General features: G+C 48.8%; 21 protein-coding genes, 1 pseudogene and 2 riboswitches. Of the genes and pseudogenes, 9 read left to right on the forward strand and 13 right to left on the reverse strand.

All coding sequences use genetic code 11. The features are described from left to right. Positions 1-214 precede the first annotated feature (214 nt). A riboswitch (TPP riboswitch) is annotated at positions 215-331 on the reverse strand. 64 nt (positions 332-395) lie between these two features. Beyond that, on the reverse strand, positions 396-641 hold the full coding sequence (locus HP401_RS35640; RefSeq protein WP_309145151.1) for an excisionase family DNA-binding protein: 246 nt from the start codon (positions 639-641) through the stop codon (positions 396-398). Further along, positions 639-1985: pseudogene (locus tag HP401_RS22715) on the reverse strand (glucose-6-phosphate isomerase); the annotation flags it as partial. The gene HP401_RS35640 and the pseudogene HP401_RS22715, both read right to left, overlap by 3 nt. 210 nt (positions 1986-2195) lie before the next feature. Between HP401_RS22715 and HP401_RS22720 the strand changes: the two are divergent. From HP401_RS22720 to HP401_RS22730, 3 genes are read left to right on the forward strand one after another with little or no spacing between them, the layout of a single operon-like run. Then, positions 2196-3473 (forward strand): efflux RND transporter periplasmic adaptor subunit, encoded by a 1278-nt coding sequence (locus HP401_RS22720; RefSeq protein ID WP_173606625.1) that lies wholly within the window; start codon positions 2196-2198, stop codon positions 3471-3473. 26 nt (positions 3474-3499) lie between these two features. Further along, positions 3500-4219, forward strand: a complete 720-nt coding sequence (locus HP401_RS22725; protein WP_007724719.1) for an ABC transporter ATP-binding protein — start codon at positions 3500-3502, stop codon at positions 4217-4219. Continuing rightward, positions 4216-5403 carry an ABC transporter permease gene (locus tag HP401_RS22730; RefSeq protein ID WP_173606626.1) on the forward strand — a complete coding sequence of 396 codons (1188 nt, stop codon included), beginning with the start codon at positions 4216-4218 and terminating at the stop codon, positions 5401-5403. The genes HP401_RS22725 and HP401_RS22730 overlap by 4 nt, the downstream gene beginning before the upstream one ends. Positions 5404-5461: 58 nt before the next feature. Here the strand turns inward: HP401_RS22730 and HP401_RS22735 are convergent, their stop codons facing one another. The 3 genes from HP401_RS22735 to HP401_RS22745 are packed head-to-tail and all read right to left on the reverse strand — an operon-like array spanning position 5462 to position 6105. Beyond that, complete coding sequence (locus HP401_RS22735) at positions 5462-5638, reverse strand: hypothetical protein (protein ID WP_007724726.1); 177 nt, start codon at positions 5636-5638, stop codon at positions 5462-5464. Between the two features lie 48 nt (positions 5639-5686). Next, positions 5687-5833 carry a hypothetical protein gene (locus tag HP401_RS22740; RefSeq protein WP_007724729.1) on the reverse strand — a complete coding sequence of 49 codons (147 nt, stop codon included), beginning with the start codon at positions 5831-5833 and terminating at the stop codon, positions 5687-5689. Further along, positions 5833-6105: a DUF3886 domain-containing protein gene (locus HP401_RS22745; protein ID WP_012684623.1), complete on the reverse strand. Its 273-nt coding sequence runs from the start codon at positions 6103-6105 to the stop codon at positions 5833-5835. The genes HP401_RS22740 and HP401_RS22745 overlap by 1 nt, the downstream gene beginning before the upstream one ends. Positions 6106-6202: 97 nt before the next feature. Here HP401_RS22745 and sspK point away from each other — a divergent pair, with 97 nt between their 5' ends. After that, complete coding sequence (gene sspK / locus HP401_RS22750; RefSeq protein WP_007724732.1) at positions 6203-6334, forward strand: small acid-soluble spore protein K; 132 nt, start codon at positions 6203-6205, stop codon at positions 6332-6334. A gap of 173 nt (positions 6335-6507) precedes the next feature. Here sspK and HP401_RS22755 read toward each other — a convergent pair whose 3' ends face one another. Continuing rightward, a complete protein-coding gene (locus tag HP401_RS22755; protein ID WP_254457153.1) occupies positions 6508-6966 on the reverse strand; it encodes a hypothetical protein in 459 nt (152 codons plus the stop codon). A 245-nt stretch (positions 6967-7211) separates the two neighbouring features. Beyond that, positions 7212-7340, reverse strand: a complete 129-nt coding sequence (locus HP401_RS33190; RefSeq protein WP_256435385.1) for a hypothetical protein — start codon at positions 7338-7340, stop codon at positions 7212-7214. A gap of 291 nt (positions 7341-7631) precedes the next feature. Between HP401_RS33190 and HP401_RS22760 the strand changes: the two genes are divergently transcribed. From HP401_RS22760 to HP401_RS22775, 4 genes are all read left to right on the forward strand, one after another. Further along, positions 7632-7988 carry a DUF3905 domain-containing protein gene (locus HP401_RS22760; protein ID WP_142498342.1) on the forward strand — a complete coding sequence of 119 codons (357 nt, stop codon included), beginning with the start codon at positions 7632-7634 and terminating at the stop codon, positions 7986-7988. A 143-nt stretch (positions 7989-8131) separates the two neighbouring features. Next, positions 8132-8434 (forward strand): iron-sulfur cluster biosynthesis family protein, encoded by a 303-nt coding sequence (locus tag HP401_RS22765; protein WP_173606628.1) that lies wholly within the window; start codon positions 8132-8134, stop codon positions 8432-8434. Positions 8435-8501: 67 nt separating this feature from the next. Next, complete coding sequence (locus HP401_RS22770) at positions 8502-9614, forward strand: site-2 protease family protein (RefSeq protein WP_012684619.1); 1113 nt, start codon at positions 8502-8504, stop codon at positions 9612-9614. Between the two features lie 216 nt (positions 9615-9830). Further along, positions 9831-11168, forward strand: coding sequence for a hemolysin family protein (locus tag HP401_RS22775; RefSeq protein WP_172142609.1), 1338 nt, complete (start codon positions 9831-9833; stop codon positions 11166-11168). Positions 11169-11235: 67 nt separating this feature from the next. Here the strand turns inward: HP401_RS22775 and HP401_RS22780 are convergent, their stop codons facing one another. From HP401_RS22780 to atoS, 6 genes are all read right to left on the reverse strand, one after another. Beyond that, positions 11236-12213, reverse strand: a complete 978-nt coding sequence (locus HP401_RS22780) for a cation diffusion facilitator family transporter (RefSeq protein WP_142498230.1) — start codon at positions 12211-12213, stop codon at positions 11236-11238. 146 nt (positions 12214-12359) lie between these two features. Beyond that, the gene (locus tag HP401_RS22785; protein ID WP_016738882.1) at positions 12360-12674 is read right to left on the reverse strand and encodes a DMT family transporter; all 315 of its coding nucleotides are present in this window, start codon (positions 12672-12674) and stop codon (positions 12360-12362) included. Beyond that, on the reverse strand, positions 12671-13024 hold the full coding sequence (locus HP401_RS22790; RefSeq protein WP_064202356.1) for a DMT family transporter: 354 nt from the start codon (positions 13022-13024) through the stop codon (positions 12671-12673). The genes HP401_RS22785 and HP401_RS22790 overlap by 4 nt, the downstream gene beginning before the upstream one ends. Positions 13025-13164: 140 nt before the next feature. Next, a riboswitch (guanidine-I (ykkC/yxkD leader) is annotated at positions 13165-13268 on the reverse strand. A gap of 80 nt (positions 13269-13348) precedes the next feature. Continuing rightward, on the reverse strand, positions 13349-14671 hold the full coding sequence (locus HP401_RS22795; RefSeq protein WP_173606660.1) for a short-chain fatty acid transporter: 1323 nt from the start codon (positions 14669-14671) through the stop codon (positions 13349-13351). Between the two features lie 166 nt (positions 14672-14837). After that, positions 14838-16241, reverse strand: a complete 1404-nt coding sequence (locus tag HP401_RS22800) for a sigma-54-dependent transcriptional regulator (RefSeq protein WP_173606629.1) — start codon at positions 16239-16241, stop codon at positions 14838-14840. After that, complete coding sequence (gene atoS / locus HP401_RS22805) at positions 16241-18064, reverse strand: two-component system sensor histidine kinase AtoS (protein WP_173606630.1); 1824 nt, start codon at positions 18062-18064, stop codon at positions 16241-16243. Before atoS ends, HP401_RS22800 begins: the two co-directional genes overlap by 1 nt. A 68-nt stretch (positions 18065-18132) precedes the next feature. Between atoS and HP401_RS22810 the strand changes: the two genes are divergently transcribed. After that, positions 18133-18603, forward strand: a complete 471-nt coding sequence (locus HP401_RS22810; RefSeq protein ID WP_173606631.1) for a low molecular weight protein-tyrosine-phosphatase — start codon at positions 18133-18135, stop codon at positions 18601-18603. Positions 18604-18610: the final 7 nt, after the last annotated feature.

The following is an 18610-nucleotide window of genomic DNA, read 5'->3' on the forward strand; positions in this document are numbered from 1 at the left end:
CCCGGGCTACGAAGCGGCTACCACTTTTGCGTTTCCCCGCGAATCCCTTCGTAGCGGGCAGTCTTAACCCCCAGCAGGACGGAGCCTGGAGCCTAGACTGGAAATATTCTTCTCTCCCCTACAGCCACATGCCCACTCCATAACAAAAAGCCCACCAGTTCCCAAGCAGGAAAAGGTGGGCTACATGCGCATAGGTAACACTCAAGCGAAAAGCGCTGTCTGCCGGCAACCGTATCCCTGCGCCGGCATGATCCGGATCAGGTGCAATGGGTCGATGGTCGATTGCTTCCATCCTCTCAGCCCCGCATGAAGGACTCCCCAAGTTGCTTGTTCATTATGATATTCCTTTGTAAGTATAGTCCTGTTTGCCGCCATCTGACAAGCACGTCCGCTGGTTAATCCTCATCCTTCACATCGTAGCTCTCCGGAATCGGTTCATGACGCGCGGCATCCTCGAACTCCTGGAGCTTGCGAATTTCCTCCAGATGATGATTGAATTGCTCTTTATTAATGATATACTCATTGCCGTCATGAACAGCACGGATGCGTCCCTGCTTGATTTTTTCCATAATAAACGTCTCGGGAAGCTCCAAATAGGCGGCTGTCTCCTCAACGGTCAAATACGTCTTATTCTCGAGCAATCTTGCCTCCAGTTCCGCTTTCTGCCGCTCGTAGCCCGGCTTGCCCAGCAAGGCAAACATATTGGCCTTGTACGCCTCCACCCCTGGCTGATCAAACGGATTGACGCCTAGCAAATAGCCGCTGATTCCGCATGCCTTTTCAAAAAAGTAAATCAGTCCACCGAGATAGTAAGCTGTCGCCTCCGGTATTTCCACAAGCAGATTCGGCACACCGCCGTCCACATGGGCCAGCACTGTTCCCTCGAAAGCCTTTTTATTGACATACCCCATTCGTTTTCCAGTCAAAAAATTCAATCCATCGACGTCAGCGGGGTCCTCCTGAACAGTCAAATCAACAAGGGGCTTCGTCACAGACACAACGGTCTCAAACAAATGCCTCATGCCGTCCTGTATATATTGACCCAACGAGTGCAAGTCCGTTGAAAACTCGGCAGAAGCCGGAAAAATTCCTTTGCCGTCCTTGCCCTCCGATTCCCCGAAAAGCTGCTTCCACCACTCCGCAAAGTAGCGAAACTGCGGTTCATAGCTGACCAACAGCTCCACTGTCTTGCCTTTTCGATAGAGTGCATTGCGAATCGCCGCATACTGATAGCATGGGTTATCGCGCAAATCCATGACCATGTAGCGCTCGCGTGCGTCCCTGGCCCCTTGCATGAGTGCATCCATGTTCGCCCCGCTTACAGCGATCGGCAACAATCCAACCGCGGTCAAGACTGAATATCGCCCACCGATATCATCCGGAATGACAAAGCACGCATAGCCCTCATCATCCGCCAGCTTTTTCAGGGCTCCTCGCTGCTTATCCGTCGTAATGTAAATTCGTTTTTTGGCCTCTTCACGTCCGTATTTCTTTTCCAGCCATTCCCGAAAAAGTCGAAACGCGATAGCGGGCTCTGTCGTCGTGCCCGATTTTGAAATGACGTTGATGGACACATTTTTCCCTTCCAATACGTCCATCAGATGAGAGATATAAATCGGACTTATATTGTTGCCCACAAAATAAATCTCTGGAAAACGTCGCTTGGACTTCGGCAGCAAATTGTAAAAGCTGTGACCCAAAATGTCAAGCACCGCTTTTGCCCCGAGATACGAGCCTCCGATGCCAATCACCAGAAGCACATCTGAATCCGATTGAATCCGAACTGACGCTTGGCGAATTCGCTCATACTCATCCCGGTCGTATTTTTCCGGCCAATCGACCCAACCAAGATAATCCTTGCCCGGTCCAGTCCTTGAATGAAGCATTTGATGCGCCATTTCGATCGCTGGAGAAAGCTGCTCCCACTCATGCTGTTTGACAAAGGCTCGAGCGTTGGCGTAATCAAAACGAATCGTTTTGTTCATAGCTCCCCTCCGAGGAACGTCATCTCATCTTTATCTATGATATCACGGCAATTGGCGGCAAAGAACTTCCCGATAAAACGTATCAAAATGCGTTTAATTGTGTCCGAAATGTGAACATTCGACGTTTTATGTTACCTTTTTCCATCACTACCGTAAAACCCTTTCGAGCAATGAAATAATATGGTTCTTACCAAAGCAAGGAGAATGAACATGAAAAAACGATGGTGGATCATCGGTTCCGTCGTAGTCCTCCTGGGCATCGGGGGCGTTGCGTTTTCCATGATGGGATCGCAACAAGCTATGGGAATGCCTGTCAACATCGGCGCACCAACGAAATCAGCTTTGGAAAGCAAGGTTTTGACATCAGGGCTCGTCACCGTAGAAGACAAGCTCAAACAGTACGCCAACGTCACTGGAACCTTACGTGAGTTTGTCGTTAAAGAAGGCGACAAGGTGAAAAAGGGACAAGTGATCGCGAAAATCGACACGTCCGATGTCGATAGCCGAATTCTTGAGCTGGAAGCGCAAATGGAATTGGCCAAAGCCAACCTCGCCAAGGCACAAATCGGCAACGAACCGGAAGAAGTCGCACAGGACAGAGAACGTGTCTCCCAAGCCCAGCGTGAATACGATGCGGCAAAGCGAGAATATGACCGGATGAATCAATTATTCACTTCTGGCGCTTCTACCCAGCAAGAGCTGGACAAGTTGAAATCACAAATGGAAAGTACTCTATCTACGCTGAATGTCGCCAAGCAACAGCTCGCTCTCAAGCAAAAGGGGCCACGCAAGGAAGACATTGCCGCTCAGCAAGCCCAAATCAACAAGCTGAATGTAGAAAAAGCACAGTTGAATAAAGAACGTGTCCAAAGCGTCGTCGTAGCACCTATGGATGGAACCGTCATTGGCGTTGCAGCTGATAACGGTCAATACGTCAACAAGGGAACAGAAATCTTGACCCTTGCCAATCTGAACAATCTGTTGGTTGAAGCAGATATCAACGAATCCGATGTCAATAAGCTCAAAATCGGTCAATCTGCCACGATTGAAGGCGTGACACTCGGAAAGAAAAAGCTGAATGCGGAAGTAGTGCGCATCTCTCCAACCGCGATCACTACTGCCACCAAGTCGGGGCAAGGTGAAAAAACACGCGTCAAAGTTACCCTCAAGCCATCTGGAGATCTATCTGCTTTGAAGCCTGGCTTCCATGTGGACATCAACATCTCCGTCGAAAAAATCGATAATGCCTTGCAAGTGCCAATCGAAGCTGTACAGCAAGATGCTGACGGCAGCACCTTTGTTTGGGTATCTGACAATGGTGTGGCGAAAAAACAGAAAGTCCAAACCGGTATGGAAAATGAGTTGTTCTCTCACGTCAAGTCTGGACTTAACGGTGATGAGCAAGTAATTCTTGGCCCTGTCGAATCCCTGACTGAAGGAACACCTGTCATGCCGATGAGTGGCGGCGGCGCACCAATGGGCATGTAACACGTAAAGAAGGAGGTCAGCCGACGATGCTTCATGTAGAAGGCTTGACGAAAGCATACAAGACGGGTGATACCGTACTGCCCATCTTAAAAGGTGTCTCCCTGCTGGTGGAACAAGGCGAATTCGTTGCCATCATGGGGCCATCAGGATCAGGGAAGTCGACGTTTATGAACATGCTAGGCTGTCTGGATCGTCCAGATTCTGGCTCGTACATGTTAGACGGCATTGAGGTCAGCAGCTTGAAAGATACGGAGCTCGCCGTTGTTCGCAACCAAAAGATCGGCTTTGTGTTCCAATCGTTTAATCTACTCGCCCGCTCTTCCTCCTTGCACAATGTAGAGCTGCCGATGATGTACGCCAATGTCAGTCGCTCAGAACGGCGCAAACGGGCTACAGAAGCACTCAAACGAGTGGGACTGGCTGAACGCATGGATCATAAACCAACCCAGCTATCCGGTGGTCAAAAACAGCGTGTAGCAATTGCTAGAGCACTGGTCAATAAACCAGCCATCCTGTTGGCAGATGAACCCACGGGAAATCTGGATAGCCGCTCTGGAGTCGAAATTATGGCCATGTTTCAGGAGCTGCATGCCCAGGGCGTTACGATCATTCTGGTTACCCACGAATTGGATATCGCCCAGCATGCTGAGCGGATTGTGACTTTCAAGGATGGCGTGATCATTCGCGATGAAAAGGTTACGGAGCGAATATTCTCCAAGCCGTCTGACGAGGTGATTGTCACATGAATTTTATGGAAAGCTTTAACACCGCCGTGGAAGGTATTTGGGCGAACAAAATGCGCTCGATCTTGACCATGCTCGGGATCATCATCGGGATTACCTCCGTCATTGTCGTCACGGCACTCGGTGAAGGTGGACAAAAAGCCATCAACGAAGAGATGGAAAAGTTCGGGCAAAACACGTTTAACGTCTTCATCAATTGGGAGACAAAAGAAGAGATTGCCGCAGAAGATATGACCGTGGAAGATACAGAGGTGCTCGGCAGGATTAGTCCTGCCATTGAATACATCGTCCCTTCCAACTCCAGTACGATTGATTTGAAGGGGCCGAAAAAAGAAGAGCGCGTCAACCTCACCGCCTCCACTGCTGATTATTTTTCGATGCAATCAACCTTGAAGGTGGCAAAAGGACGACTTTTCAACGAGGTGGATGACAAAGAGCAACGCGCTGTCATCGTTCTAGAGGAAGCTCTTGCTCAAAAGCTGTTCGGTCAAATGAGCCCGATTGGTCAGCGTGTTCGCTGGGGGAATCAATCTCTCGTCGTAATCGGAACGTACACGGAAGAGAAGTTCAAGTTTGATATGGCAACGAGCTACGGAGCGATTATGCCCATCCGTTACGAAATGAGCCTGCAGGAAGAGCCTTCTGTCCAAATGATCATGGGAAAAGCGATCGATAAAGCCTCTGTCGATCCAGCCATGCAGCAGGTCAAACAGTACTTGAGCCGCAAGCATCAAAAGGAAGATCATTACAGAGTTCGCAGCATGCAGGAATCGATGGATCAGTTTAATCAAATGACGGGCACCTTGACGCTGATCTTCAGTATCATCGCAGGTATCTCCCTCGTGGTTGGCGGCGTCGGCGTGATGAACATCATGCTCGTATCCGTAACAGAGCGTACTCGCGAAATCGGAATTCGCAAAGCATTAGGGGCACGCCGACGAGATATTTTGATTCAGTTTTTGATTGAATCGGTCATCGTCTGCTTGATCGGTGGATTAATCGGGGTGTTGTTCGGCCTTGGTATCGCTTCGATCATTGCCTATTTTGCACAGTTGCCGCCACTTATGTCCTGGAACAGCGTGTTTATCGCATTTGGCTTCTCCAGTGCCATCGGTATTTTCTTCGGCCTCTATCCGGCCAATAAGGCAGCTAAGCTCGATCCAATCGAAGCACTGCGCTACGAATAATGGAGTAGCCTTTATGAAAAAACAAGCACCTGTAAGCTCTCTGGCTACAGGTGCTTGTTTATGTTGGCAACGTATCCGTTACCAGCTTCAAAAGAAAAAAAAGCGCAATCCCCACGCTCGCGACTGTCCACCAGAGCGGCTTGCTGTCAGCCTTTTCTGCCTTGTAGATCCCGATTAACTTCCAGGTCCCTACTGCCACACACAAGAGGCTAAACAGGAGCAGGATTGTCCCCATGACCTCCCTCCCCTCACTCCTAGCTATATGGGAATGAGAGAGAAAAAATCACTTCTTCGGGTCCTTTTTGCCCAATCGACCGAGGACCATCCGGCCCCGTTCTTTTATGGACTCGTCCTTGATATCTTGTTGCCGCTTTTTCATCAAACCGTTTTTGGAAGTATCCGGTCGGTCCGTTTGCCGTCCATCTCGCATTAGCTGTACTTGCCTCCGCCTTTTTTCTCGTAATCGTTCAAAAGCTCAGCAAAGCTCTTGTTGCGCTCGCGTTCTTCCTGCTCCCGGCGCTTTTGTTCGGCGGCTTCCTTTTCTTTGCGCTCGCCTTCTGTCTTCATGTCTTTTTCAAGCTGCTTGAGTGCTCCGAGCGCATCTGCATTCAGCATATCCTTCAAACTGTTCAATCCGCTTTTCGCGTCTGTCGCAGTCGTTGTCTCTGGTTGACGCTGTGGTTTTCGTTGTTTTTTTGCCATTTGAATTGCCACCCTTTCCCTATCCTCATTCTGTCCTCATTCTCTGGCCCCATCCGGGTCATACTATCTTCATCTTTTACAAAGAGGAGGACATCACATGGTTCGCAACAAAGAAAAAGATTTTGGAAAAACCGCTGAAATCCGAGGACCCAAAGCCCAATCCGAGGCTGTCCGTTCTGACGGCTCCATTAATAGTGAACCACAAGAAAGGCTAAAAGAAAACCGCTAACAAAAAAACCGCCGGGCAGCCATTATGCTCGGCGATTTTTACTCTTTCTAAAGTTTGATGAGTCTAGGGGGACTGGAAGAGAGAATCATTCATGAGTATGCAATTGAAGGGAATGTTTTTTAAAAATTAACACGATGATCTGGCCGGTTCGAAGGAGATTCGATCCTTACAGCTCACAAAGTCTCCTTTTTCCACTTATTTTCAACATAGGTTAGAAAAGCTTGCATTCCTTTAAGCCAAAGAGCCAAAAAGGGTGTCGTAACTGGTAGTACTATCAGGGCATATAGGGGTGCTAATTTAAAATAGTCATGCATGATATCATTCGCTGTAATCTCTGTTGACGGGGTCATTACACGCTCAAAGCCATACTCTAAAATAAGCATCAACGTAGCACCAACAGACCCCATGAAAAGGGGGATTATAAAACCTAGAAAAGCACATAAAACCCAATATACCCATAGGCGAATGTTCCTGAATGCCTGGAAGTAACCTGAAATACCAGAAATAACAGAGACAGGAAATAGGGATGTCGCAAAAAACCATAACCATCCCCCAAACGATGCTCCCCCAACCGACATGCCGCCAGCTGCGAAATCTCCGAGAAAAGAAATGATAAAACTCAAAAAAAACATAGTCACCAAACCGTAAATAAGACCTACTAACATTAATACAAATTGTCGCTCCCTCCCCCAAGTGAATTAGTTTATATTATTATTTTTCAATAAATTCCACATATTATCAAATAAATTTCATTAGTTCGCTACTTATGCTTGAATGTTAATTACTTGGCCCAGTAGATTTGACCTATTCTGAGATTTTCGATGTCGTGGCATAAATGACCGAGATTCCTTTAATTGAAGGACCTATATCAAAAAGTTTAACGTTCGGTTGTAGAAAACCAATCCTGATTACCTGCTTGAGAGGCTGGCTGGGCAACCGCCAACATGAGCACCCCATCCTCACCGTATGTAATCTCAAAAGATCGGACTAGACCGATCAGCCCCATCTCACATCCCCCTCAAATCGAATTAAGACGTTATCAGAACTGGAGCCGTTATCCAGCACGATCACTTCATATTTTTCAAAATCAGCAATGCAAGTTCAGGATAAACAAAGTATACAGAAGCTGATGGGTTGTATCTCTGACGGGAATGATCGCACTCGTTAGCATCAGATCTCCCCCCTTTTTTAGCCTATGCGGCTGCGTCTCATTTGGGCTCGGCGCAAGCTCCCTTCCCGAAACCGAATAAGGGGTCAGTGACTGATGCATGCTATGGGATAAAAGGAGGTCCAGATGATGGATAACGAGAAGCAAAAGAACGATCAGACGAAGGATATTTCCCTCGATGGGACGCTACCGCATCAAATCAGTGCTCCTGACTTCAAAAACTCGTCTCGTACGATTCAAAAGCCATTCGTCAATGAGTTCGGGGTCGTCATCGGTGACAGCTTGTACGAGTCCAAGGAATCTCCCTTACACAACTGGAGCACAGAAACCGACCCCTCCATCATGTCAGGGGATGAGTGGGTACATCCGACCAATGACATTGGCTGGAACTCGATAGAAAACCGTGAGCTCCTTGAGGATCAAGAAGAACCAGATAGAGCGCGTTTTATGCATCCTACCCTCGACGTGAGCAAAGGCAGGGACTAATACCAGCTTTTTCATGCAAGCCCGTTCGGCAGAGGCACTTCTGACTGGACGGGTGTTTTTGGATTGCGCTTGCACCTTGAGTCTCGGGACACTACTCTGACTTGTGTTACAATGGAAGACAAGTAGCAGAAAGGAGCTAGTCCATGAGTATCACACTTGCGATAGAGCCAGCGTTTTCCCTTGCCTATCAACGTTATGCCGGGTTTGTACCTGGAGATACGCTTCGATTATATGTACGAACAAGCGGCCCCGGGACCGGTGGCATGTTTTATGCGATTGAAAAAGATGAGGCCCTCACCGATGATGCTGTGTTTGAAGTAGAGGGGTTGCGATTTGTCATTCGTCCAACTGATTTCTGGTATTTCGACGGGGGACAACTGAGCTACAATCCGCTCTATGGCGAGTACGGCTTTCACTTCACTAATCCTCATCTGGATGGCAACTAGACAGAAACTTCTATCTGCTTGATTCGTAAGAAAGAATATCTGCCTATATCTTCTGGGAGGAAAAACAATGAAAAAAAGCCGTTCAGTCCTTTTGGCGATCGGTGCTTTCTTACTTGCCAATTTAAAATGGATACTTAGCTTACTGAAGTTTTCGAAATTCGGAACCACCATTATATCCATGGGGATTACCTTGTGGGCGTATGCCGCTTTTTACGGATGGAAATTCGCCGTAGCTCTCGTCTATCTGATCTTCGTCCACGAAATGGGTCATGTGATTGCCGCCAAACGAAAAGGAATCGCGACTTCACCCGCTGTTTTTATTCCTTTTGCGGGAGCCTTCATCGCCATGAAGGACATGCCGCGTGATGCAAAAACGGAGGCGTACTTAGCCTACGGCGGACCCTTGGCGGGGATGATTGCTTTCTTGCCTGCCCTTCCGCTGTATTGGTATACGCAGGACCCTTTCTGGGGGTTGGTTATCTATTTGGGCGCCATGCTCAATTTATTTAACCTGCTGCCTATCTCCCCGCTGGATGGCGGACGCATCGTATCGGTATTGTCCACGAAGATTTGGTTTATCGGGTTAGTCGGTCTGGGGGTTATGCTGTTCGCCAACCCAGGACCGATTACTGTGATCATTTTCATCATCGGCTTGATTACGTGGTACAACCGCCTACGTGGCAGCTATCAACAAAAGCTCCTGCAATACGAGCGCGAAAGGATTGCAGACTTCCAGCAAAGCATAGCCGAATGGCCCGCACTGGAATCGACATGGGATGTTCGCACGCAAATGAATGCCGAGGTAAATGCGATCAACCAGGAAGACTTGAAGAAATTTTACGTTCCATTTGTGCAGGACAAACAACGCCTTCAGCGTGACTTCAAGCGACTCGATAAAGTGTATGTGAACAGAAAATGGGAACTGTTCAGACTGTGGGAACGAGAGCCTGTTCTGTATTACGATTCGGACCCGAACCGACCGATCCCATCTGATACTCTTCGTGATGGAGAGCGTGCAGCGCAAGAGAGGTTAGCCGAACTGGATGAGCAAATGCACCAGCTAACTACGTACTACGATGCACCTGCTTCTACGAAGTGGAAAGTGTTAGTTGCCTATCTCGGTCTCGCTGCTGTACTGTCAGCGTTTTTCGTCTACGCCCAACAAATACTGCACAGGTAACCGCTTGCACTCTGCGCTGCTTGACAAAAATGGATGCCTATCTGCGGCCTTCTCCGAGCGCAAAAACGTGCGCTACGGTTATCTGAGGGTCGCTCTTGCCGACCAAAAGGGCAGAAACGCCCTCTATGGTGGTATATCGCTTTTGTACGTTCCACCCAATCAGAGTAAAATAGAAAATAGTACTTTCATAAAATTCCAGAGAGGATGACTTTTTACTTGGACACCGTCCCGATAGTGCTCAACCTACTGCTTGTTATATTTCTTGTTTTTCTCAACGGCTTTTTCGTAGCCGCAGAGTTCTCACTCGTGAAGGTGCGACAAACGCGCCTGACACAGATGGTGAATGAAGGTAACAGACGTGCAGTCTATGCCCAAAAAGTAACGCATAAGCTAGACGCTTACCTATCTGCCTGCCAGGTCGGGATCACTCTCGCCTCGCTGGGACTGGGTTGGGTCGGGGAACCGGCCATTGCCCATATGATTGTGGAGCCTTTGCTTGGATCTTCTGGATTGCCTGAATATGCGATCTCCGCGATTTCTTTTGGTGTAGCCTTTGCGATTATTACGTTCCTCCACATTGTCTTGGGTGAGTTGGCTCCGAAATCATTGGCCATTCAAAAAGCAGAAATGACCTCGTTGTGGGTTGCCGCGCCATTGATGTTTTTCTATAAATTGCTTTACCCTGCAATCTGGTTCTTGAACGGAACCGCCAACGCTCTCATGAGACGTCTGGGACTCGAAGCCATCTCAGAACATGAAGCGGCGCATACAGAAGAAGAAATTCGCCTTCTGGTCAACCAAAGTCACCAAAGTGGCCATATCGACCAAACCGAATTGGCCCTTGTGGAACAAGTTTTTGACTTCTCCGAAACCGTTGCTCGGGAAACAATGATCCCGCGCATTGATATGGTTTGCTTATATACGACGAATACCTTTGAAGAAAACCTGGAGATTATTCGCTCGCAGCGCCACACCCGTTTTCCAGTTGCAGCTGAGGACAAGGACAACATCATTGGTTTTGTCCATGCGACAGACTTTTACCTCTCTGCCTTACAAGAGGGAAGCGTAGAGCTGGATTCGTTGCTCCGCCCCGTCCTGACTGTACCGGAAACCATGGAAATCAGCACGGTATTGCGTCTGATGCAAAAAAACCGTTCGCAGCTTGCTATTGTCATCGACGAGTACGGCGGAACAGCCGGTCTCGTGACGATGGAGGATATTTTAGAAGAAATCGTTGGGGATATCCAAGACGAGTTTGACGAGGAAAGACCAGAGATTGAGAAGCTGGATAATGGCCTCTCCGTATCCGGTATGCTCGTGTTGGCTGACCTGAATGACCATCTTCCGTTCGAGCTCGAATCCGAAGATGTAGACACGATTGGTGGTTGGCTGTACAGCCAGCTGGAAGAAGACATCGCTGTTGGTGCAACAGTCGAATGGGAAAACCACCTGTTCACCGTCAAACAGATGGATCATCACCGTGTCACACGCGTTCTGATTACGCATTTGGACAAAGATGAATCGGAGCAACAAGAACTGTTGACCGTCTCCTAATCATCACACCTCAGCACAAACCAAAGCCCCACACCTGCTTAGATGGCTGGTGGGGGCTTTTTTTCGTCTATGTGGTTCTCTGCCCCATAAGTGGCTTCCAGTCGTCCTCGCCATTGTCCTCCAAAATCCCCATCGTCACATCGCTAATATCCGGGTCAGTGAGCAAGCTGTCGCGAATGCGGTATTTAATATCGTCCGCCACAGCAAGGCTCAATCCAGTCCGCAGCTCTACGTAGCTCTCCACGTGGTAAAAACGCCCTTCCTGTACAATTCGTAACTTGTTGATGTCCGTCACATCTGGATCAGCAAAAATGACTTTGGCTACCCGATCCTCGATTTCTTTGGGAGCTGCAATACCAATTAAACCGACCATGTTGTCGTACCCTACCTTGAATGCCACACCCACCATGAGAATCCCGATCAGAATGGTGGCAATCCCGTCCAGTAAGGCAAAGGAAGTAAACGTAGTGACGATAACGGCAATCAACGCCAATAACGCACCGAGCGTCGCTACGATGTCTTCGTAAAAGACAAGTCGTGTCGGCGGAGCCGCACGTCCTACATTTCGAAAGGCTGCTGGGATGACAGCAAAGCCTTTCGCTTCCACCCGCGCTTCATGAACGATTTCAAACATCGCTTTTACGAGTACGTACCCATCCACAATGACCGCCAGAGAGAGAATGATGAAATTCAGCCAAAAGTGGCTGGATTTTGCTGGCTCGGAAATGAGATGGAAGCCTTTGATAATGGTTTCGTAGGCCATGATGGTTACGACGATTACCGCGACCATACAGAAAAGGTTAATGACACGACCAAAGCCTGTAGGGAACCTCGGTGTCGGTTTTTTCTCTGCAAGCACGCTGCCAAAGAAAACGAAGAACTGGTTGACCGCATCGGCTACCGAATGCATTGCCGACGCAAACATGGCTCCACTCCCACTATAGACAGCCGCAAAGCCTTTTGCGATAGCAAGCCCTGTGTTCCCCAAGGCCGCTGTCGCCGAGGACGTATTTCCCTTTTTTAGCGTTGCCCAGAAAGAGCCCATGGTGTTGCCATTCCCTCCTTGAACGAGATGATTTTCTTTACTATTCCCTATTCGTAAGGAGTGTTCCTTATGAGAATTGGAACATATACACAAAGAAAAGGCAGACATCCGAAGTGGAACATCTGCCTACCCTTGATACCGCTACCTTATGCTACTAATTTCAATCCTGCTACAGCTATAATCACCATGGCGATGCACAAGATTCGCAGCTTGTCTTTTGCTTCTCCATAGAACAACATCCCGACCAGAGCGCTTCCTACCGTACCAATCCCTGTCCAAACCGCATAGGCTGTCCCCATAGGGATTTCTTTCATGGCGAAGGACAAGAGGAAGAAGCTGAGAGAAAAGCCACCGATCAGAACCGCAAACGAGCGGAACGAAGGCTTTTGGTTAACTTGTGTAATCCCCATCACTCCAACGACCTCAAACAACCCTGCAAAAATTAAGGATAACCATGTCATGCCACTTCACCCTCCCTCTTCGGCTTCTCTTCATGATCCGGTGTGACCAGCTTCAACCCAAGGATTCCGCCCAGAAGAAGTGCGATCAAGCCTACTTTCGCCCAGCTGAACGGTTCTCCAAACAGGACCATTTCGCTAATAACGGTACCGGCCGTACCCAAACCGACGAAGATCGCATAAACCGTACTCGTCGGCAGCTTTTTCCCTGAATAGACCAAAACACCAAAGCTGATAATAATCGCTAGGATGGTCAACGCCCATGACCAAAAGCCGTCGGCGTGCTTCAAGCCCGCTACCCACATGACTTCAAATACTGCTGCTACGACAACCATCAACCAATATTTCCCCATTTCTGGCTCCCTCCTCTTTCTTTTTCGCTCATCGCAACGGACGTATCCGTTTTTATCGTTCCCCAAAATACATACTCATCCAAGATGGCTCAGTCTTTCCGAATGCAAAAAAAGCCTCGGGTGAATACCATCACAGATATTCCTCCCGGGCTTTTATCCCTCCGTGTACACGACCGTGGTCGTGGGTTTTCTCTCGGTCCTGACCGGCCAGATGACTGACCGCGGAACCCTAGAAAACTCCGTATATATGCAGTTCTTTTCTTGGGGTAACTCTCACCATCATATCAAAAAACGCCGTGATTGGCAATGAACGTGCGCGCTTCGCTAAAAAAGCAAGAAGCCCAAGCTGATAATGGCGCCTGTCACGATCAGCATCATCAAGCAGTAGCCCATGATATCCCTCGCACCTAATCCAGCAAGAGCTAGCACAGGTAACGCCCAGAATGGCTGAATCAGGTTCGTCCACGCATCCCCCCAAGCAATGGCCATCGCGACTTTTGCATGGGAAACGCCCAGCTCAGTGGCAACAGGCAGCATGATTGGTCCCTGTACTGCCCATTGCCCTCCACCAGAAGGAATGAATATGTTCAATAGGCCTGCACTCCAAAACGTGAACAGCGGAAAGGTAGTAGGCGTCGAGATGCTGATAAACCATTGAGAGATACTCGCTGCCAGTCCTGAAGCCGTCATCATCCCAATGATCCCTGCATAAAACGGAAACTGCACGACGATCCCTGTCGTGGTTTTCACTGCTTCATTCATGGCATCCAAAAACTTGCGCGGTGTCCCATGAAGAAGTATGCCTAGAAACAAGAAGCCCATGATGACGACATCCAAATTCAGCTTAAAGCCTTTATCAGCAAAATAGTAAATCAAATAAATAATTCCGAGTGCTGAAACAAGAACCGAGATCAAACGGCTGTTTTCCATTTTGGAAGCAGGAGTATTGTCGACCGTTAAATCAGCAGCAGCCATTTCTTGTTGCGCGATCCCTTCGCCCTTGAATACAATTGTATCTTTTTCGGCAGGCATCATGAATCTGTTCACAATCGGGAGGACAATCATGATTGCGACTACGATGGTCAGATTCATTGGTGAAAACATCGTTTCCGAGGTCGGAATAACACCGATGATGTTTTCCAGGCTATGCTTTTCCGTGGCGATTGTCAAAGGAACAGAGCCAGCAAGCCCTCCATGCCAGACGACAAATCCGCCATATGCGCTGGCGACGAGCAATCGATAGTCTACCCTTTCCACTTGATTGGCAAGAACGCGTGCCAATAGCGCACTGATGACAAGCCCATATCCCCAATTGATCCAGTTGGCCACACAGGAAACGACTGTGACGAGTACAATCGCTTGTCCTGGCGTCTTTGCCAGTGATCCCAAGGCATTCAAGCCACGCTTACAAATATTCGTACTGGCTAGCGTATGACCTGTAATCAGGATCAAGACCATTTGCATCGTAAAGCTGAGCAGGCTCCAGAAGCCGCCTCCCCAGTAGTTGACCATTTCCATCGGTGTTTTGCCATTGACGACGATCCCGGCAACAAACACGAGGAAGGTCAAAATGATTGCAAATAAAAAGGCATCTGGCAAATAGCGTTGCACCATGCGGACCGAAGCATTCGTTAAAGCTTGAAACACATTTTCATCCCCTTTTCCAAAAGCATTCATGTACGTATGCCTTCCGATATAGCAAGAGGGATGCCAATCTGTTTTTCAAGGAAAATGAATACGCTTTCAAAACAATTGCTCTGCAATGCTGACTACTTTTTGCACAGTATGGCACTTGTTTGCGCACTTCAGGCGATTAGTCTCTTTCCCCTATTGCTGAATCCAATCCGTACATTTGCAGCTTATAGAGCAGTGCCCGCCGTGATATGCCTAGCCTTTTCGCTGTCTGTAGCTTGTTGCCGCGTTCTTTGCGCAAGGCATGGGCAATTGCTTCCTGCTCGACCTGGGCAATGATTTCCCGCATGGTTCGTCCTTCATAGCTGATTTTGCCATGGCCTGGGATCTGTTCGCTCATTTTGTTATCCTGAATGGGGGATAAGACATGCTCGTGACCGATAACTGCTCCTCTGCTCAAAACCACAGCCCGTTCGATCGTATTCTCCAGCTGACGCACATTGCCTGGCCAGTGATAGGCGATTAGCGCTTCCGTGGCAGCAGCGGACAAGCAGAGATCATGCTTCCCTGCCTCTTTTCCATATTTAGCGAGAAAGTGACGGATTAGCAGAGGAATGTCCTCTTTTCGCTCACGAAGCGGCGGCATGCGAATCGGAACGACATTGAGCCGGTAGTAGAGATCCTCGCGGAAAAGCTCCTGGCGAATTCTTTCCTGCAAATCACGATTGGTGGCAGCAATCACGCGAACGTCAACCGATATAGCCTCGATGCCCCCTACCCGAATAAATACACGATCCTGCAAAAACCGTAGCAGTTTTACCTGCAAAGAAAGGCTCAGTTCTCCTACTTCGTCAAGGAACAAAGTACCTCCATTCGCAAGCTCCAACAGTCCTTGCTTGCGATGAACGGCCCCTGTAAATGCACCCCGTTCATAGCCAAACAACTCGCTCTCCAGCAAATTTTCAGGAATCGCGCCGCAATTGACAGGAATGAGTGGCTTGTCCGCCCGCGGGCTATTGGAATGGATCGCTCTTGCAATGAGCTCTTTGCCTGTTCCGCTCTCCCCTTCAATCAAAACAGTGGCTTTAGACATCGCTACTTTTCCCACCAGCTTGTACACGTTTTGCATAGCCGGACTCAGTCCAATCAAGCTGGTTCTGTTTGGATTCGCTTGCTCTTCCTGTAGGACTTTCCCGACTTCACCTTGCTCAAGCAGCTCTCCCTGTGTGAGTGCATGAGCAACGACTTGTTTGACCTCCCCCAAGTCAAATGGCTTTTGCACATAATCAAACGCTCCCAGCTTCATTGCCTCCATGACGTCACTGGCGGAACCATAGGCAGTCATCATCACGACTCTCGGGAGCCTTCCCTTTCTCTCGTTCAGGCGGCGCAACGTATCCATGCCGTCTAATTGAGGCATACGCAGATCCAAAAGCATGACTTCCGGGCAAAAGCGTTCGACCTGTTCCAATGCCTCTACTCCACTGCCAGCCTCCAGGAGCTCGTATCCCATTTTGCGCAGCGTAGTTGACAATGCCTTTCTCACATTGACCTCGTCGTCTACGATCAGCACTTTGCTCGTCATCACAATCCTCCTTTTGCCCGAATCGGTAGTACGACAGTAAAACAAACGCCTTCGGGGGTATTTTGAGCAAAAATATGTCCGCCATATGCTTGCACAATCCGTTGGGAGATCGCCAGTCCTAGTCCCGTACCTGTTTGCTTCGTCGTGAAAAACGGTTCGAATATAGCCAGCAGATTTTCCTCCGCAATAGGCGGACCTTCATTCGTTACCTGGACATGCACATCATTATTTATGTTTTTGATATCAATCTGGATACGACCTTCCATAGGCTTTGCTTGCAGTGCGTTGTGCAATATATTTAAAAACACCTGCTTTAACAACTCTGGTGAAGACATCACGGCAGGAATATCCTCGTTATAAACAAGCTGTACATTCACTCCGTTGAAGCCCTCGGCATGTTCCATCAGCTTAAGTGTGTGCTGGATTACCTCTTGCACGCGCACAGGTACGTTCGACTCTTCATTGGGACGAGAAAATAACAAGAGCTCGTCAGTAAAACGGTTCAGACGTTCGACTTCCTCCACAATAATCCCTGTGTATTCCCGAGAGCCATGGTCTTTTGGCCATTCCTCCTCGATGATCTGGGCGAAAGCTTTGATAGCCGTCAGCGGATTGCGTACCTCATGGGCAATGCTAGTCGCCCACTCCCCTATGACCGCCAGCCGCTCAGCTTGAGCCAGCCTTGACTCCATCCTCCGCCATTGTGTGCGATCCTCCAGCACGACGATCGCCCCCAGCACTTCCTCTGTCGTATTTTTCCAAATGGAAGAGCTGACCTTTAACCAGAGCACGCCCCTGTCCGGATGCTGATGGCGCCACATCGCATCCCGAATCGCTTGACCGTTTTGCAGCGTATCCAACAGGATATGAAGGAGGGCCTCACTCTCTGTAAAAACTTCCGTGTAATGCATCCCCTTTGCTCGACTGGACGTGAAGCCAATCATATGTATCGCTGTCTCATTCCATGCAATCAGGTGCCCGCTCTGATCCAACGCGAGGACTCCACTGTCCATGCTATTCATGATTGTCTCCGTGCGGCTACGGCTAGCCTGCAAATCACTCGCCAGATTGTTAATCGCACCTGTAATTTCTCCAGGCTCTCCGTCCATTTTCCTCAAGCGAAAGGAAAGGTCTTGGCTAAGCCGCTTCAGCCCTGACTTGATCTCTGACAAAATCACTTCAAAGCGATGGACGAGCAAACCGCTGGCCGCTGCTGCGATCATACAGCCAATGCCCAAAATCGCATAAATGCTTTGTCGCATTCCCGCGAGTTGTATATCGATCGTAGACATGAGCTCATTCGCCCAAGCATAGCCGATCACTTGATCATTTCGAATGAGCGGAACCATGGCGTTCATGATGTTGCCGCGTACTTGTTCGCCGATTACTACATCAGTCTGCCTTGTCTGCATGACACTGCGACCCGGATGGGTTTCGCTAATTGATTGTCCTATGTACAAGCTCATTTCATTGCTGGGTCCATACGTCACGATGGAATCGAGAGCTGCGGAATAATACCCGACGCCAATTCCCGGGTGGGCTAGAGCGATCCGATCTGTAAGCGGTTGCATTTTCTCGTTTAATGCTTGAAGCTTGTGCTCTTTTTCCGCCTTTTCTAATCCAGCTTCCACGACGATGGTGTCAAAATCTTTCGACAGCGCAAAATCCAGCTGCTGCGTGATGGCGATTAGCTTTTGTTTCTTTTCCGCCAGTAAAGCCTGCTCTGCCGATTTTACCAATACGATTCCGGTAATGATAATCGGTAAAACGGTGACAACAATGACAGCCATGACAAAACGTATGCGGTACAGATATGTTTTCATTGAAGATTGCCTCCTTATGGTATTCTAACATACAGAAGCATCACACACAGGAAGAGAGGAACGTATATATGACAACCGTTTTGTTTGTTTGTCTTGGCAATATTTGCCGCTCGCCCATGGCCGAAGCCGTATTTCGCCATCTCGTAGAGTCTGAGGGATTGGCAGGGGAAATCTCCATCGATTCAGCGGGGATCGGTGGCTGGCACACAGGTGAACCTCCGCACAAAGGTACACAAAAAGTGTTGACCGAGAATGGGATTGCCCATAACACACTGCGTGCTCGCCAAATTGTCACACAGGACTTCTCGGAGTATGACTACATCGTCTGCATGGATGAGGAAAATTTGTCCGCACTCAAGCAAATGGCGCCTTCCGGTAAAAAGGTGTACCGCCTGCTCGACTTTGCCGATTCTGCCCAGGAACAAAATGTGGAAGACCCTTATTATACTGGGCGATTCACGTATGTGTATGACCTGGTGGATGCGGGTTGCCGCGGGCTCTTGAACGAAATCAAAGCCAATATCGCAAAAAAGGGATAGCCCGTCA

Origin of the sequence: Brevibacillus sp. HB2.2 (genome assembly GCF_013284275.1) — a bacterium.
Lineage (GTDB): Bacteria > Bacillota > Bacilli > Brevibacillales > Brevibacillaceae > Brevibacillus > Brevibacillus brevis_D.